Origin of the sequence: Sedimenticola hydrogenitrophicus (assembly GCF_025175675.1) — a bacterium.
GTDB lineage: Bacteria > Pseudomonadota > Gammaproteobacteria > Chromatiales > Chromatiaceae > Sedimenticola > Sedimenticola hydrogenitrophicus.
This window is the reverse complement of sequence record NZ_JANIOA010000016.1, coordinates 1-14,149: the sequence shown is the minus strand read 5'-3', so window position 1 is coordinate 14,149 and position 14,149 is coordinate 1. Positions and strand designations below refer to the sequence as shown.

Genomic DNA, 14,149 nt, shown 5'->3' with positions numbered 1-14,149 from the left:
CCTTAACAGTAGCGGAAAGTGGATTTGAAACATGTGTCAACTGCTGGGAATGAACTGCAACGTACCCACCGATATCTGCTTCTCCTTCGAGGGCTTCGCCCGGCGGGGCGGTGAAATCGATGAGCACAAGGACGGCTGGGGTATTGCGTTTTTTGAAGGCAAGGGGTGCCGTACTTTCATGGATGTACAGCCCTCGGCGGATTCCGTGGTGTCGGACCTGGTCAAGCACTACCCGATCCATTCGATGAATGTGATCGCCCATATCCGCAAGGCGAGCGTCGGTGCGGTGCGCCTGGAGAATACCCACCCGTTCATCCGCGAGCTGTGGGGTGAGTACTGGGTGTATGCCCATAATGGCGATCTGCTGGAGTATGCGCCGGAACTCTCGGGCTGTTATCAACCGGTGGGCACCACCGACAGTGAACGCGCCTTTTGCGCCATCCTCCACCACCTGCGGCAACGCTTTGCCAAGCGCCCCCCGATCGCGGAGCTGTGCAAGGCGATCCGCGAGAAGACGCGGCAGATTGCCCGGCTCGGCACCTTTAACTTTCTGCTCTCCAATGGCGAGATCCTGATCGCCCACTGCAGTACCGATCTGCACTACCTGATTCGCCGGCACCCGTTCGACAAGGCGGAGTTGAAGGATCTGGATGTGACGGTGGATTTCACCCAGGTCACCACCCCGCAGGACCGGGTGGCGGTGATTGCCACCGAGCCGCTGACCGCCAACGAGGAGTGGACCCGGATAGCACCGGGGGAGTGCATGATTTTTCACAACGGCGACGTGGTCGAATGTTATAAAGACTAGGCGTCTGTTGGTCGATCCCGACAGACGGCTAACCAAACCAATGAGGATTTATTGATGGGTATCTCATTACAGGATCAGCTGCTCAAGGCGGGTCTGGTGGACAAGAAGAAGGCCAGTGAAGTGCGCAAGGAAAAGCAGAAACAGGCCAAGCAGCAACGCAAGGGGCATGCCCAATCGACGGACGAGGTGAAACAGGCGGCCAAAGAGGCGCAACGGGTCCAGGCGGAACGGGACCGGCAACTCAATCTCCAGCGCAAGGCCGAAGCGGACAGACGCGCTGTGCAGGCACAGATCAGGCAACTGATCGAGATGAACCAGGTGGCGCTGGATGAAGGCCAACTCGCCTATAGCTTCACCGATGGCAGCAAGGTCAAGAAACTCTATGTCAGCGAGCAGATCCAGTCGCGCCTCAGTCGCGGGCAGTTGGCCATCACCCGCTTTGACGACCACTATGCCGTGGTGCCCATCGGCGTGGCGGAGAAAATCGCCCAGCGGGATGGATCGACGATTGTGCTGCGAAATGACCCTGCCGGCGATGTGGACGAGGACGATCCCTACGCCGACTTCCAGGTGCCGGATGATCTGATGTGGTAAGCGGTGGGTTTGCGGCCTCGTGTGGATCAGGTTCATTGAAGCTGGCCATCCTGTCCCGCCCCGGTTCACGGAAGTGTGATTCGCTAGCGGTAACAAGGCATCGCGATATGCAAGCATAGGCCAATCTCCAGCTAGCTCCGGGGTGCCGGTGCTTAAGGCTGGTGCATCCCCTGGGTAGTCCCCCGGCTCAGCCGGGGGACTCGTCAGGTTTGACCTATGCATGGATCGAGCGCCCCTGGCTGACAGACGGCAAACGGACTCTCGCCAAGACGCCAAGAGCGCAAAGAATAAAGGGAGGAATCGATTTTTCTTGGCGTGCTTGGCGTCTTGGCGAGAGTAATGATCCTTTACCGATCCGGGACCGGGGAGGTGCCGTAGGTACGGAAAGTTGTTCGGCCGCCTTGGGCAGCTCAGGCTGTTGTGACGCCTTTGAGGCGCTCACCAATAAACCCCCGGCTTTGCCGGTGGTAGTTAACTCGAGTGTTTTTTGCATGGGTGCCAATCAGCTTGGCTTCCTCTGATTGTTATCTAGTTAGGAGTGTTATATGAATAAGAAAATCTCCCTCTGTGGCCTGATCGTTTCGGCTCTCTTGTTGCAGGCCTGTACCACGGTGGACCCCTATACCCGCGAGGAGAAGACCTCCAGCGCCACCAAAGGGGCGGCCATCGGCGCGGCAGTCGGTGCGGTGTTGGGTATAGCCACCTCCGGGGACAAGAAGAAGCGCACGGAACGGGCATTGAAAGGCGCCGGTATCGGCGCGATTGCCGGTGGCGGCGTCGGCTACTACATGGACGTCCAGGAAGCCAAACTGCGCCAGCAGCTGGAGCATACCGGGGTGAGCGTGACCCGTAACGGGGACAACATCATCCTCAATATGCCGGCCAATATCACTTTTGCCGTCGATCGTGCCGAGGTGAATCACAACTTTGTCGATACCCTGGGTTCCGTGGCGCTGGTGTTGAAAGAGTACAAGTCCACCATGATCGAGGTTGCGGGGCATACCGACAGCACCGGTTCTGACACCTATAATCAGCGTCTGTCGCAGCAGCGCGCCCAGGCGGTCAGCGGTGTCCTGATCGCCAACGGCGTTGAATCCATACGCATCGATAGCGTGGGCTATGGGGAGAGCCGCCCGGTCGCCAGCAACGGCACCGCCACGGGACGCCAGCAGAACCGCCGCGCGGAGCTTACCTTGTTGCCTTATGTGGAGTAGGGCGTAGGCGAGGGGTGTGATCCGGGCGCGGAAAGTTTGCCCAACCTGTCGCCCGTTGCACCTCTCCCGGACATTTCCGGTGAGGCATAAAAAAGGCCAAGTCGGAACCGACTTGGCCTTTTTTAACTATTACTCCGCAATGGGATTACGGCATCAGCATTCTGGCCTGTTCCGGCCAGCTGGTGGTGTCATAACGCGCATAGCGTTCATCCACGCTCAACAGATGTTGTTTGATGCCATCGCTACCCATCTCCGCCAACTGGGCATAGCTGACGATGCCGGAGTTGGTCAAGACATCGGCCAGTTTGGGGCCGATGCCCTTGATGGCCGTCAGATCATCCGCCGGTGCCGGCTGTGAGCTGTCGGCGACCGCCGGTTCAGGAGCGGGCGCAGCCGTTTCGCTCCGCTCATCCACGGCCGGTGTCACGGGTGCCTCGGTCTGGCTGATGTCATTCAGGGTGCGTTTCACATAGCTGCCGGGGGCATTCTCGATGATGGGCATACCGTTGTCACCCGGCTGGCGGGCCGCCACCGGTTCGTCGGCCAGGGCCTTTACCCAGCGATCCCACGCCGGCCACCAGGAGCCGTCGACCACCTCCGCCTCGGACGCCCAGGTTTCAACATCTTCCGGCAACCGGTCGGTTACCCGGTAATTGTATTTCCCCGCTGCCGGCGGGTTGATGATACCGGCGATATGTCCGGATCCGCCGAGCATGAAGCGCACATCACCGGAAAACAGTCGGGCACCGGAGGTGGTCGATTTCCAGGGGGCGATGTGATCTTCCACCGTGGAGACGAAGCAGACCGGAATATCCACCCTGGCGATATCGATGGGGACATCGTTGATGGTTACGCCACCCGGTTTACACAGGTTGTTCTCCAGGTAGAGATTACGCAGATACCAGGCATGCATCCTGGCCGGCATCCGCGTGGAGTCCGAGTTCCAGTACAGCAGGTCGAATGGGCGTGGATCGTTGCCCAGCAGATAGTTGTTGATATAGAACGACCAGATCAGGTCATTGGCGCGCATCAGATTGAATGTGCCCGCCATCTGGGTACCATCCAGATAGCCGCTCTCGTGCATCTTTTTTTCCAGACCGCAGATCTGCTCTTCGTCGATGAACACCCCGAGTTCCCCCGGGCTGGCGAAGTCGAGCATGGTGGTCAGGAAGGTGGCACTCTTCACCCGCTGGTCACCCTTGGCCTGCATGTAGGCGAGTGTGGTGGCCAGCAGCGTGCCGCCGATGCAGTAGCCGATCATGTTGATCTCCGACTCACCGGTCGCCTGTTCAACTGCGTCAACGGCGGCAATCACCCCCTCTGTAACATAGTCGGCAAAGCTGGTCTCGGCATAGGAGCTGTCCGGATTGACCCAGGAGACCACGAACACCGTGTGGCCCTGGTCCACCAGCCATTTCAGCAGCGAATTCTTCGGCTGCAGATCCATGACGTAATACTTGTTGATCCAGGGCGGAATCACCAGCAGGGGCCGTTTCAGCACGGTGTCGGTGGCCGGGGTGTACTGGATCAGCTGGAACATGCGGTTCTGGAACACCACCTTGCCGGGCGTGGTGGCGACATTTTCGCCCAGCTCGAAGGCGGAGGTGTCGGTCATGCGGATGCGCAGTTCGCCCTTGCCGGCTTCCAGGTCCTCCAGCATGTTTTTCAGGCCATGTACCAGATTGGCGCCCTTGGTCTCGATGACCTTCTCGATGACGGCCGGGTTGGTGGCGGCAAAGTTGGTAGGTGACATGGCGTCGAGATAACGTTCGGTGAAGAACTCCACTTTCTCCGCGGTATGCTCATCCAGTCCCTCGACGCCCTGCACCTGGTCACGTAGCCACTTGGAGACCAGCAGATAGGACTGCTTGATGGCGTTGAATGCCGGCTGCTCCTCCCATCCTTCATGCTTGAAGCGACGATCACCCTTATCCTCGGTGATCACCGGTTCGGCCGCGACGCTGCCGCCCAGCAGGCTGGTCAGGGAGTGCTGATACAGCTCCATGGATTTCTGCAGAAAGGAGAGGTTGGCATTGATCGCCTTTTGCGGATCTTTTGCCACAGCGGCGTACCATTCGGCAGAGGATTTCATCAGGTTGAACGGGTCCAGATCCATATGTTCATAGGATTTTGCAAAGTTCGCCATGATCTCTTCGACCTGTTTGAAATTCTTCTCTAGTTCCGTGGTTGTCGATGCAAAGCCCAATGAATTGACCTCGGACTGCTGGGATTTCGACATTTTTCTCTCCTGTTCCTTAACTTACGCAGATTTATTTTTAGTATAGGGAAGGCCGTTGACCTGCACTACTTTACTTTGGAAATGGTTTCTTTCAGTTCCTGCAGGCTTTCGGAAATTCGGTTGTTAACCTGGCCGGCAACCGACTCCTGGGTCTCGCGGATCATATTGCTGATCTCGTTGGAGTTTGCAAGTGCCTTCTGGAATGCGCTCTGCAGCAGTTCGACCTGGCGGGCCGAGACGTCTTGCGGATTGCCGGATTCGGCCAGTTTGGTGGCGGCGGCGGTAACCTCGGCAATGGTCTCTTGCAGCATGCCTGCCTGACGCTGAATCAGTGCCTGGGAGCTGGCCAGCATCGCCTGATTGGTGGACATCAACAGCTCCATGTTCTTGCGCTGGGTCTGAATCAGGCTGTTGCTGTCGATACCGGGTATGGAGATCCCGCTGAGGCCTTCCTGGAATTGCTTGGCAATGGCCTGGGGATCAAAGCCGGCGAACAGGGCGGAGAAATCAAAAGGGTTCTGTGTGGCCATGGAATCTACCTCGAAGTAGGGTCAAAAAAGATTGGCTTTAAGAGCTGGCTAAGATTCAGAAGCCTGCAGGGTGTGTTGGTGATGATCTAGCTGTTCCCTGCTCAACATGGTTCCAGTGTCTCGTGGTTTCGCTCTATGGACGGCAATGTAGCATGAAATTGTGCAGTGCACAAATAGTTGCTGTTTCTGTACCCATTCGCAGCCGGTATCACTGACATGCCCGGCTCCCTGGGGTATTGGAAAATGCCCCTGCAGTGTGCTGCGGTTTCCTCTGCAAGGGTATGCTTGTCACGCTAACCGTTTGTTACGGAAATATTAATTTAATAAGGTGATGTTTTTGTTCCGGTCCGTTCTTGCGCTGTCGTGGTCGTGTCCCTTTGCTGGATGACGTATTTGAAATACCGTTTGTGCAGCGCACAAAAAAAGCTTGACTTCCGGGTGGAATGGGCGATATGCTGCAACGCAACATACGGTAATTCACAAAAGGAACGATCACATGAAAACCTCTACTGTAAATCTGGAAATCCTGAAAGAGTTTGGAGTGGCCGGTTTTGAAGCGGCTCGCAATCTGGGTGAACTGAACCTTCGCACCTGGGAGAAGCTGGTGGCAAAGCAGACCGAAACCTTTGGCCTGTTTGTCGACGCCGGCATCGAAATGTTCAAGGCGACCACCGAACTGAAAGATGTCAAAGAGCTGGTCAATGTCGAAATGGAAGTAGCCAAGCAGTTTGGTGAGAATCTGGTGACAAAGGGCCGCGAGACCCTGCAGGTGACCACCGATGTGCGTGACGATTACCGCTCCTGGGTTGAGCAGGGCGTTGAGGTATTCACCCAGCAGGTCGAGAAGTCCGCAAAAGCCGCTTGAATAACGATTAAATTAATAAAAACAGAGAGTTATGTTATGAATGAAAGCAAACGTCTGGCTATCGTGACCGGTGGCGTGGGTGGTATCGGTACCGCAATCTGCGAGCGTCTGGCAAAACAGGGAGTCCGGGTCGTCGCGACCTACCATCCTGCCGAAGAGGACAAGCTGGTCGAGTGGAGCAAGGCGCGGACGGAAGCCGGTGTCGATGTGGCGCTCGCGGTCTGCGACGTCGCTTCCGCCGAGGATAGCGCCCGCATGGTGGCGGAGGTCGAGAAGGAGTTCGGTCCGGTGGATATCATCGTCAACTGCGCCGGCATCACCCGCGACAAGACCATGAAACGGATGGACGCCGAAAGCTGGGATGCGGTGATTAACACCAACCTGAACAGCGCCTTCTATGTCACCAAACCGGCCTGGGAAGGGATGCTGAACCGGGGTTTTGGCCGCATCATCAACATCTCCTCGGTGAATGGTCAACGGGGTCAGTTTGGTCAGACCAACTACTCGGCCGCCAAGGCGGGCATCCACGGTTTCACCATGGCGCTGGCCCATGAGGGCGCCGCCAAGGGTGTGACCGCCAATACGGTTTCACCGGGCTATATCGAGACCGCCATGACCGCCGCGATGCGCGACGACGTGCGTCAGGCCATCATCTCCGGCATCCCCATGGGGCGCATGGGCACCCCGGAAGAGATCGCCTCGGCTGTTGCTTTCCTGGCGGCCGATGATCAGGCCTACCTCACCGGGGCCAACATTCCGGTCAACGGCGCGCTCTTCGTACATTGATTTTGTAAACAAATCCTCCTCCTCTCTTGTTGTTTATAGAGAGTTTTGCCCGGCACCCCCGCCGGGCATTTTTTTGTCCAGGGATGGACCTATGCCGCGGACGCCATGAGGAGTGGTCAGGAGGAGTGGTACAGGGATGTACTGTTTACGGAGCCGAGGATGCCATGTACCGTTTACGGAGCCGAGGATGCAATGGCCGGGAGCGGCTTTATCCAGGGATGGCCTGGAGCGGCTTTGGGCGCTGTGTTCAGCTTATTTCACGGCATTCACTCTGGATATATCTACTCACCCGGTCTGTAAGTGATTGCCCTGCCTTGTTGGCCTAACGCGATGGCTTGTTTCCTCGAATCCGGCCCCTTTTTCAGATTCAAGCCTGCCCTTGTCTGAGCGAAGCGAGTATGGGCAGGCGCTGAAAAAGGGGCCGGATTCGAGGCGCCATCAAGATCGACCAACAAGGCAGGCCAATCACCCCGTGAGCAGTTACTGCGGATTGTTCCTCATTGCCACGCTCCGCGTGGGAATGCATACCTGGCGGCTTCTCGTTCTGGATATAGGGTTATACCCGACACCACATCGAACTTTCGGGGCGGCACCCACAGGCTGCCCTACACGCCAAAGCGGTCGGTTCGGTCCAGTGGCCGGGTCATGCACGGCGGGTTGGGTAAAAAAACGCCCCCAAGCGGGGGCGTTGTCGGGCGGGGTGGGTGAAGCAGCTCAGCCGTCCGTACCCGACCGGGGCTGCTCGGTGGCGGTATGCGGACGCTTGTTGTGCTCCTCGATCCGTGTCCCGGCCCAGGCGGTCAACTCCCTGGCCGAAGCGATCAGGCTCGCCAGCTGCAGCTCGTCCAGGGTCGACTGGAAGGAGCGCAGCTCGACGTAGAACTGCTCCAGCTTGTCCAGTTCGTCCTTGTACACCCCGTAGGCCGAACGCAGGGCCGGCAACATCTGCTCCTCACCTTTCAGTGAGCGATCGAGTCCGGCGATCTCCAGCAGCGCCTGGCCGGAGTAGGTGATCTGGTTCTCCAGGCTCTCGCCGGCATCCGCCTGCTTGTTCTTGGCCGCGAAGGCGACACTGAGATCCGACTCGTAGCGGGCATCCAGCAACAGCTTGTCGGCCGGGGCCGCCTGGGAACCGGCACATTCGCCGACGCCCATGGACTCCACCTTGAACACGCTGCTGTCGCCGTGGTCGCGGGTGAGGAACGGCAGCTCCATCGCTCCCACGTTGCTCAGGTGGCCCAGCAACTCGTCGAAGTATTCACGTCCTTCGCGGTGAGCCCAATCGCGGAAGCTCTCATTCGCCTGGCGATCGGCATGATAGCTGTCATGCAGCAGGCTCACGGCCGAGGGCACGCGCACGGCGGGAATGTCCGGACCGGTGAGGCCGATGCTGCCGCCTTCGCTGCCGTTACCCCCCAGCTGCAGGGTGTAGCTGGGCACCAGCCGGCCGTGATGGCGCCGGCCCTTGCCGTAGAGGCCGATATCCGAGATGGTGGCGTTGGCGCAGCCGTTCTGGCAGCCGTTGACGCGCACGCTCAGGTCGCCTACGCCACCGCTCAGCCGCGGTGCCATCTGCCGCGAGGCGGTGATACCGAGCGGGCAGGTGGCGGTGCCGGGGCAGGAGACCACCAGATCGCCGCAGCGCGGCAGTTTCAGCCCCAGCGCCTTGAGCGCCACGGTGAGGCTGCCGAGCTTGTCGGTGGGCACATTGAAAATGCTCAGGTTCTGGTCCGCGGTGGTGCGGATGTCGTGCAGACCCTCCTTGACCAGCAGGTCGGCGAGACCGCGCAGGGTCTCGATCTCCAGCCGGCCGTCGGGCACGCTGACCGGCAGGATGTTCAGGTCCTCCTGGTGCTGGGCGGTGGGTGCCCGCAGGGTGGTCTTGACTTGGCTGCCGTCGATGCTGCGCTCGCGCCACACACCGATGGGCGCTGCCTCCGGGCTGTAGGCGTTGGAGGTGCGGGTATATTCGGCACGGTATTTCTCGATAAAACCTTCGGCGCCAAAGCGGTCCAGCAGGAACTTGATACGCGAGCGCATCTTGCGCTTGCGGTCGGAGTACTTGTCATGCACCGACAGCACCGCCTCGATGGCCGGGATCAGCTGATTCTCCTCGATGAAGGACTCCAGCACGATCGCCTCCTTGGGCTTGCCGCCCAGGCCGCCGGCCGCCAGCAGGCGGAAACCGGGACGTCCGTCCTTGCGGGTGGCAATGACCCCGAGGTCATGCACCAGGCCGTTGGCGCAGTCGGATTCGCAGGCGGAGAAGCTCAGCTTGAACTTGCGCGGCATGGAGGCCGTCAGCGGGTGGCGGATGAAGTAGTTCGCCACCTTGTCGATATAGGCATTGATGTCCACGTGCTCCGCCGGGCAGGCGCCGGAGAGGGCGCAGCCGGTGATGTTGCGCACCGTATTGCCGCCGGCCTCGCGGGTGGCGATGCCGTACTCCGCCAGGGTGCGCTGCAGCTGGGGCGTACGCTCCAGCGGCACAAAATGGAACTGGATATCCTGCCGGGTGGTGATGTGCACGTTGGTGGTGCCAGAGTGCTTCTCCGCCGCCTCGGCAAAGCCGAGCAGCTGACGAGGGTTCATGCGTCCGCCCGGGAGCTTGGCCCTGACCATACACATGCCATCCTGCCGCTGGGCATAGATACCGAGATTGAGGCGAATGGCCACAAACCGGTGTGGGTCCAGGTTGCCCTGCAGGTAGTTCTGCAGGTGCTGCTCGTAGTCATCGAAATCCTTCGAGTCGATCAGCGGGTTGGCTGCAGTGATCATGGTTGACTCCAATGGTCAGTTAAACACTAAAAAGCAAACTTGAGGCCGGTCAGAAACAGCAGCCCGGCCAGTCCCCGGCGCAACATCCGTTCCGGGAGGTGTATCCCCAGCTGGCTGCCGAGCGCCGTGCCGGGTATCGAACCCAGCAGCAGGCTGCCGAGCAGGGTAAGATCCACGTTACCCAGCTGCAGGTGGCCGAGACCACCGAGAGCGGCCAGCGGCACCGCGTGGGCCAGGTCGGTCCCCACGACCGCAATCGCCGGCATGCGGGGATAGAGCAGAAACAGGATGGCCGCCGTCAGTGCCCCGGCACCCACCGAGGAGAGGGTGACCAGCACCCCCAGCAGCGCCCCGAGCAGAATCAGCAGCCGGGTCCGGTAAAATCGTATCCAGGCGGCTGTTCGCGAGTTGCCGTTCTCCAATCGCCTGGCGATTCGTTCTTTCAGCAGCAGCACCAGCGAGGTGAAAATCAGCGTCACGCTCAGGGCTGCCGTAATCAGTCGTTCGTGATCGCCACTCGGCTGTAGCTGGTCGAGCAACAGCACGGTTATCACGGTCGCCGGCAGGCTGCCGAGGGCCAGATAACCCACCAGCGGCCAGCGGATGCTGCCCTTACGCCCATGGAACCAGACCCCGCTTGCCTTGGTGATGGCGGCGTAAATCAGGTCGGTGCCCACGGCCAGCGCCGTGGGTATGCCGAAGCCCATCACCAGGATCGGGGTCATCAATGCGCCGCCACCGACACCGGTCAGGCCAACGCAAATCCCCACCACAAAACCTGCCAGGGTGAACAGCGGATCCATGGCTGATCCTTATCGTCAGGTGCGCTAGATAAATTCGGCCGCCGGTGTCGGATTGAGCAGCCCGGACAGGGCGGGCCGCTTCTCCTGGGCCGGTTTCAGAACCTCGCGCAACAGCTTGAAGTAGACGGTGTAGACACGCACGTCGCCGCTGTCGTCGGCCACCAGAAAGAACGGCGCCCGATCGACCTGGTAGATCTCCGCCAGACGCATGCCTTCACTACTCAGGTCACCTTCCTGGGCGATCACCACCCGGTCGATCTGGTCGAACAGACCTTCACGATGCATCCGGGCTTCCACATCCCGGCACTTGGAACAGGGTTGTCCGTCGCGGGTCAGCTTCTTCACCATCGTAATAAAGGCCATGACGTTCTCCTGATTTGGCGGGCCTGATTTAGTCGGCCTGATTTAGCGGGCAGCCGCCCTGGCTGCGACATTGCCGGCGTGCAGACCGCACTCCTTGTCGACCGCGTCTTCCCACCACCAGCGACCTTCACGCTCATGCTGGTTGGGCAGCACGGCGCGGGTGCAGGGCTCGCAGCCGATGCTGACGAATCCCTGGGCGTGCAATGGGTTGTAGGGCACCTCGTTGCTGCGGATGTACTCCCAGACCTGGGCGGAGGTCCAGTTGGCCAGCGGGTTGAACTTGAGCAGCTTGTTGTCCTCGGTGGAGAAAGAGGGGTCCTCCTGAATCACCGGGATCTCGGTGCGGGTGCCGACGCTCTGGTCCTTGCGCTGACCGGTGATCCAGCCGCTCAGGGTGGCCAGCTTGCGGCGCAGAGGTGCCACCTTGCGTACCGTGCAGCACTCCTTGTGGCCATCCTGGTAAAAGCTGTAGAGCCCCTTCTCCCGTACCAGCTTCTCCACGTCGGCGCCGACCGGGGAGACCACATCGAGCTCGATGCCGTAGTGGTTGCGCACCGTTTCCAGGTAGCGGTAGGTTTCCGGGTGCAGACGCCCGGTATCGAGGGAGAACACCTTGACATTGGGGTTGATCTGGACCGCCATGTCGATCAGCACCACATCTTCCGCACCACTGAAGGAGATGGCGATGTTGTCGACAGTCTCCAGTGCCAGGCTGATGATCTCCTCGGGGGAGCGATCATCGTGGGTGGTCGCCAGACGTTGGACATCCAGAATGGAAATGCTCATGGGTTGCTCCTCAGGTAGATAATGGGTGCGCCGCGGTTGGGCGGCCGGCAATTTACTGAGGACAACCTTAGACTTACTTATTCAGTAATAAAAATATCAAATAGGCATATAAGAAGAATCGTGAGTTATATGGTCCTGCGGTACGGATTATTTTTCCGCGGAAATATAGCAGATCCAGCCGGCGTCGGCCTCCCCGGTGGTGGCGGGCACGAAAATGCCATCGGGCTCGCCGTCCTCATCCCAGCCCTGCCAGTAGATAGTGACCTTGCTGAAACCCGCCTCCTCCAGCAGGTCCCTGATCTCCGGCAGGGTCCAGAGCCGCCAGTCGTAACTGAAGGCGCGCTCCAGTCTGGACCCGTCCGGGAAGGCGAAATGGATGTGGCAGATCAAGCCGCCGGTCACCGGATCGTAGCGCTCCTGCTCCCAGATATAGGTGAATTCACCGTCATTGATCTCCCGCTCCTCCTCCAGCTCCCTGAACGAGTCGTAACCCCCGTAGGCGTCAAGAAAGAAAATACCCTGCTCGTCCAGCGTCTCCCTGATCCGACTGAAATACCGCTTCAGCTCCTGTCGTCCCTTGAACAGCCAATAGCTGAAATTCATCGCGGAGACGATATCCGGGGCTTCGGTTTCGACCTGCAGGACATCCTCTTCGATCAGCGCGATCCGCTTGCGTTGGCCCCGACTCAGTTCGGAGAGCTTATGCTCCTGGCCCCAGGCCAGCACCTCGCGATCAAGATCGACGCCGATGGCGCGATTCCCCTTGCGATGGCGCACCCACTCGCAACAGACATTGGCGGTCCCGCAGAAATCTTCCCGAAGCAGTTGTGCCTTGTTGCCGCGTATCGATTTGTACGTCTCATCAACGAACTCTATCTCCGATGCGGCGTACTGGACAGAGAGTTCATAGAGCCGGTGACGGTCTGCCTGATCGGCTAAATACGGTCCTTTATGCTTTTTCTTCACTTTCTTCTTATTGGTCATCGAAAAAAATCCCGGTATCAGTTACCCCATGTGTCAGGGACTATACTTTAACCAGGCACAGGGGAAGTAGGAAATGTGTTGTGTGAGGTCTGTTAGCCTGCCATGTGATTCGAGCTGTGATCTGCGGGCGGAGTACGACTGCGAGAGTGATCATGTTGCGGTTGATAACCTGTTGATTGGTTTGAAGAAGTGATGCCGAAATGCAGAACGGACCAGCATCTCGGCAGAGGAGGCGTTATGGGAATCGCAATTACCTTGAAAGAGTATCTGACTGATCATGGTTCAACCTATCAGGTGATTGAACATGTGCGGACAAACTCGGCGCTGGAAACTTCGGAAGTTGCTCACGTGCCGGGTGACCGGCTGGCCAAAAGCGTGCTGTTGGGTGACGAAGACCGGTATCTGCTGGCCGTCATCCCGGCGACCCATCGGCTGGAGCTCAACAAACTCAGCGAACTGGTGAAACACCGACTGCAGCTGATCACGGAGAGTGAGATGGCGGGCGCATTTTCCGACTGCGAAGTAGGTGCCATGCCGCCCATTGGCGAAGCCTACGGGATTGACACCTGGGTTGACCCCTTACTGCTCGATCAACCGGAAATCTATTTTGAGGCCGGCGACCACCGGGCTCTGATCAGAATGACGGGGGAGGAGTTCAGGAATCTGCTGAAAGATTCCAAACAGCTGCCAATGAGCCATCATATCTAACCCGATAATCTGCCCCGACGGCATTGCGCCCACGGGCGTTCTGGTATACCCTTGCGCCTCCAAAAATCAGAGACGCGGAGGGACGTATATTTCTGCGCGCTGGTTTTGCCCAAAGGGGCGAGGGCGCAAGCCCGGGTAACGAGCCCGCCTACGCGGCGCTTGTATCGGCAAGGAGCTGAAAAAACAATCTGGAGAGCTGTCCGAGTGGCTGAAGGAGCACGCCTGGAAAGTGTGTATACGTTAGTAGCGTATCGAGGGTTCGAATCCCTCGCTCTCCGCCAAATTTGTCAACAACCAATGAAGTTGGTAATCGTGGGCAGCCGATCAGCCCACGATTCGAACCCTCGATTCAAAAGCAGGTTCGATCGCGGAGCGCGCAGCGCGCAGCGCGTAGCTCCAGCGACCGCAGGGAGCTCATCCCTCGCTCTCCGCCAATAATGAAAACCCTGAAGATTCGATGTGTTACAGGGGGATTGCATTCCCGGTTTAAGCCCATAAACAGCTCTGCAGCTAAACCCGTCCGTCAGGCGCACGGGCGGTTTGAGGTGGCCATTACCAACCGAACGGCCGGCGGGCAATACCACCCTGCGCATTCAGGATTCGGTCGCCTGCCGGGCAAGCAAGGCCGCCTCAACCCGGTTTCGCACTTGTGACTTCTGCAGGATATTGGTCATGTAGTGTTTAATGGTTT

The 14,149-nt window shown here is 59.0% G+C and carries 13 protein-coding genes and 1 tRNA gene; 7 read left to right on the top strand and 7 right to left on the bottom strand.

What is annotated here, in order from left to right; genetic code table 11:
- The first annotated feature begins 31 nt into the window (after positions 1 to 31).
- The 3 genes from NPX02_RS10380 (at position 32) to NPX02_RS10370 (ending at position 2,616) form a co-directional block, all read left to right on the top strand.
- The gene (locus NPX02_RS10380; RefSeq protein ID WP_260293475.1) at positions 32 to 808 is read left to right on the top strand and encodes a class II glutamine amidotransferase; all 777 of its coding nucleotides are present in this window, start codon (positions 32 to 34) and stop codon (positions 806 to 808) included.
- A 54-nt stretch (positions 809 to 862) separates the two neighbouring features.
- Positions 863 to 1,402, top strand: coding sequence for a DUF2058 domain-containing protein (locus NPX02_RS10375; protein ID WP_260293474.1), 540 nt, complete (start codon positions 863 to 865; stop codon positions 1,400 to 1,402).
- Between the two features lie 545 nt (positions 1,403 to 1,947).
- Positions 1,948 to 2,616, top strand: coding sequence for a YiaD family glycine zipper/OmpA-like lipoprotein (locus NPX02_RS10370; protein ID WP_260293473.1), 669 nt, complete (start codon positions 1,948 to 1,950; stop codon positions 2,614 to 2,616).
- Positions 2,617 to 2,761: 145 nt separating this feature from the next.
- On the opposite strand, the gene phaC is transcribed toward NPX02_RS10370, so the two are convergent.
- A complete protein-coding gene (gene phaC / locus NPX02_RS10365; protein ID WP_260293472.1) occupies positions 2,762 to 4,855 on the bottom strand; it encodes a class I poly(R)-hydroxyalkanoic acid synthase in 2,094 nt (697 codons plus the stop codon).
- A 65-nt stretch (positions 4,856 to 4,920) separates the two neighbouring features.
- Positions 4,921 to 5,385, bottom strand: a complete 465-nt coding sequence (locus NPX02_RS10360; RefSeq protein WP_260293471.1) for a phasin family protein — start codon at positions 5,383 to 5,385, stop codon at positions 4,921 to 4,923.
- A gap of 496 nt (positions 5,386 to 5,881) precedes the next feature.
- Between NPX02_RS10360 and NPX02_RS10355 the strand changes: the two genes are divergently transcribed.
- Entirely contained in the window at positions 5,882 to 6,250 is a 369-nt protein-coding gene (locus NPX02_RS10355) for a phasin family protein (RefSeq protein WP_260293470.1), read from the top strand.
- 36 nt (positions 6,251 to 6,286) lie between these two features.
- Complete coding sequence (gene phbB / locus NPX02_RS10350; protein WP_260293469.1) at positions 6,287 to 7,036, top strand: acetoacetyl-CoA reductase; 750 nt, start codon at positions 6,287 to 6,289, stop codon at positions 7,034 to 7,036.
- Positions 7,037 to 7,750: 714 nt separating this feature from the next.
- On the opposite strand, the gene NPX02_RS10345 is transcribed toward phbB, so the two are convergent.
- The 5 genes from NPX02_RS10345 to NPX02_RS10325 form a co-directional block, all read right to left on the bottom strand.
- Positions 7,751 to 9,814 carry a nitrite/sulfite reductase gene (locus NPX02_RS10345; protein ID WP_260293468.1) on the bottom strand — a complete coding sequence of 688 codons (2,064 nt, stop codon included), beginning with the start codon at positions 9,812 to 9,814 and terminating at the stop codon, positions 7,751 to 7,753.
- A 26-nt stretch (positions 9,815 to 9,840) separates the two neighbouring features.
- Positions 9,841 to 10,617 carry a sulfite exporter TauE/SafE family protein gene (locus NPX02_RS10340; protein WP_260293467.1) on the bottom strand — a complete coding sequence of 259 codons (777 nt, stop codon included), beginning with the start codon at positions 10,615 to 10,617 and terminating at the stop codon, positions 9,841 to 9,843.
- A 24-nt stretch (positions 10,618 to 10,641) separates the two neighbouring features.
- Positions 10,642 to 10,980: a hypothetical protein gene (locus NPX02_RS10335; protein WP_260293466.1), complete on the bottom strand. Its 339-nt coding sequence runs from the start codon at positions 10,978 to 10,980 to the stop codon at positions 10,642 to 10,644.
- Positions 10,981 to 11,022: 42 nt separating this feature from the next.
- Complete coding sequence (locus NPX02_RS10330) at positions 11,023 to 11,766, bottom strand: phosphoadenylyl-sulfate reductase (protein ID WP_260293465.1); 744 nt, start codon at positions 11,764 to 11,766, stop codon at positions 11,023 to 11,025.
- A gap of 147 nt (positions 11,767 to 11,913) precedes the next feature.
- Positions 11,914 to 12,750: a class I SAM-dependent methyltransferase gene (locus NPX02_RS10325; RefSeq protein WP_260293464.1), complete on the bottom strand. Its 837-nt coding sequence runs from the start codon at positions 12,748 to 12,750 to the stop codon at positions 11,914 to 11,916.
- Positions 12,751 to 12,987: 237 nt separating this feature from the next.
- Here NPX02_RS10325 and NPX02_RS10320 point away from each other — a divergent pair, with 237 nt between their 5' ends.
- Together NPX02_RS10320 and NPX02_RS10315 are read left to right on the top strand one after the other, a co-directional pair.
- Positions 12,988 to 13,458 (top strand): aminoacyl-tRNA deacylase, encoded by a 471-nt coding sequence (locus tag NPX02_RS10320; protein ID WP_260293463.1) that lies wholly within the window; start codon positions 12,988 to 12,990, stop codon positions 13,456 to 13,458.
- A gap of 190 nt (positions 13,459 to 13,648) precedes the next feature.
- Positions 13,649 to 13,739 (top strand) — tRNA-Ser (locus NPX02_RS10315).
- Positions 13,740 to 14,149: the final 410 nt, after the last annotated feature.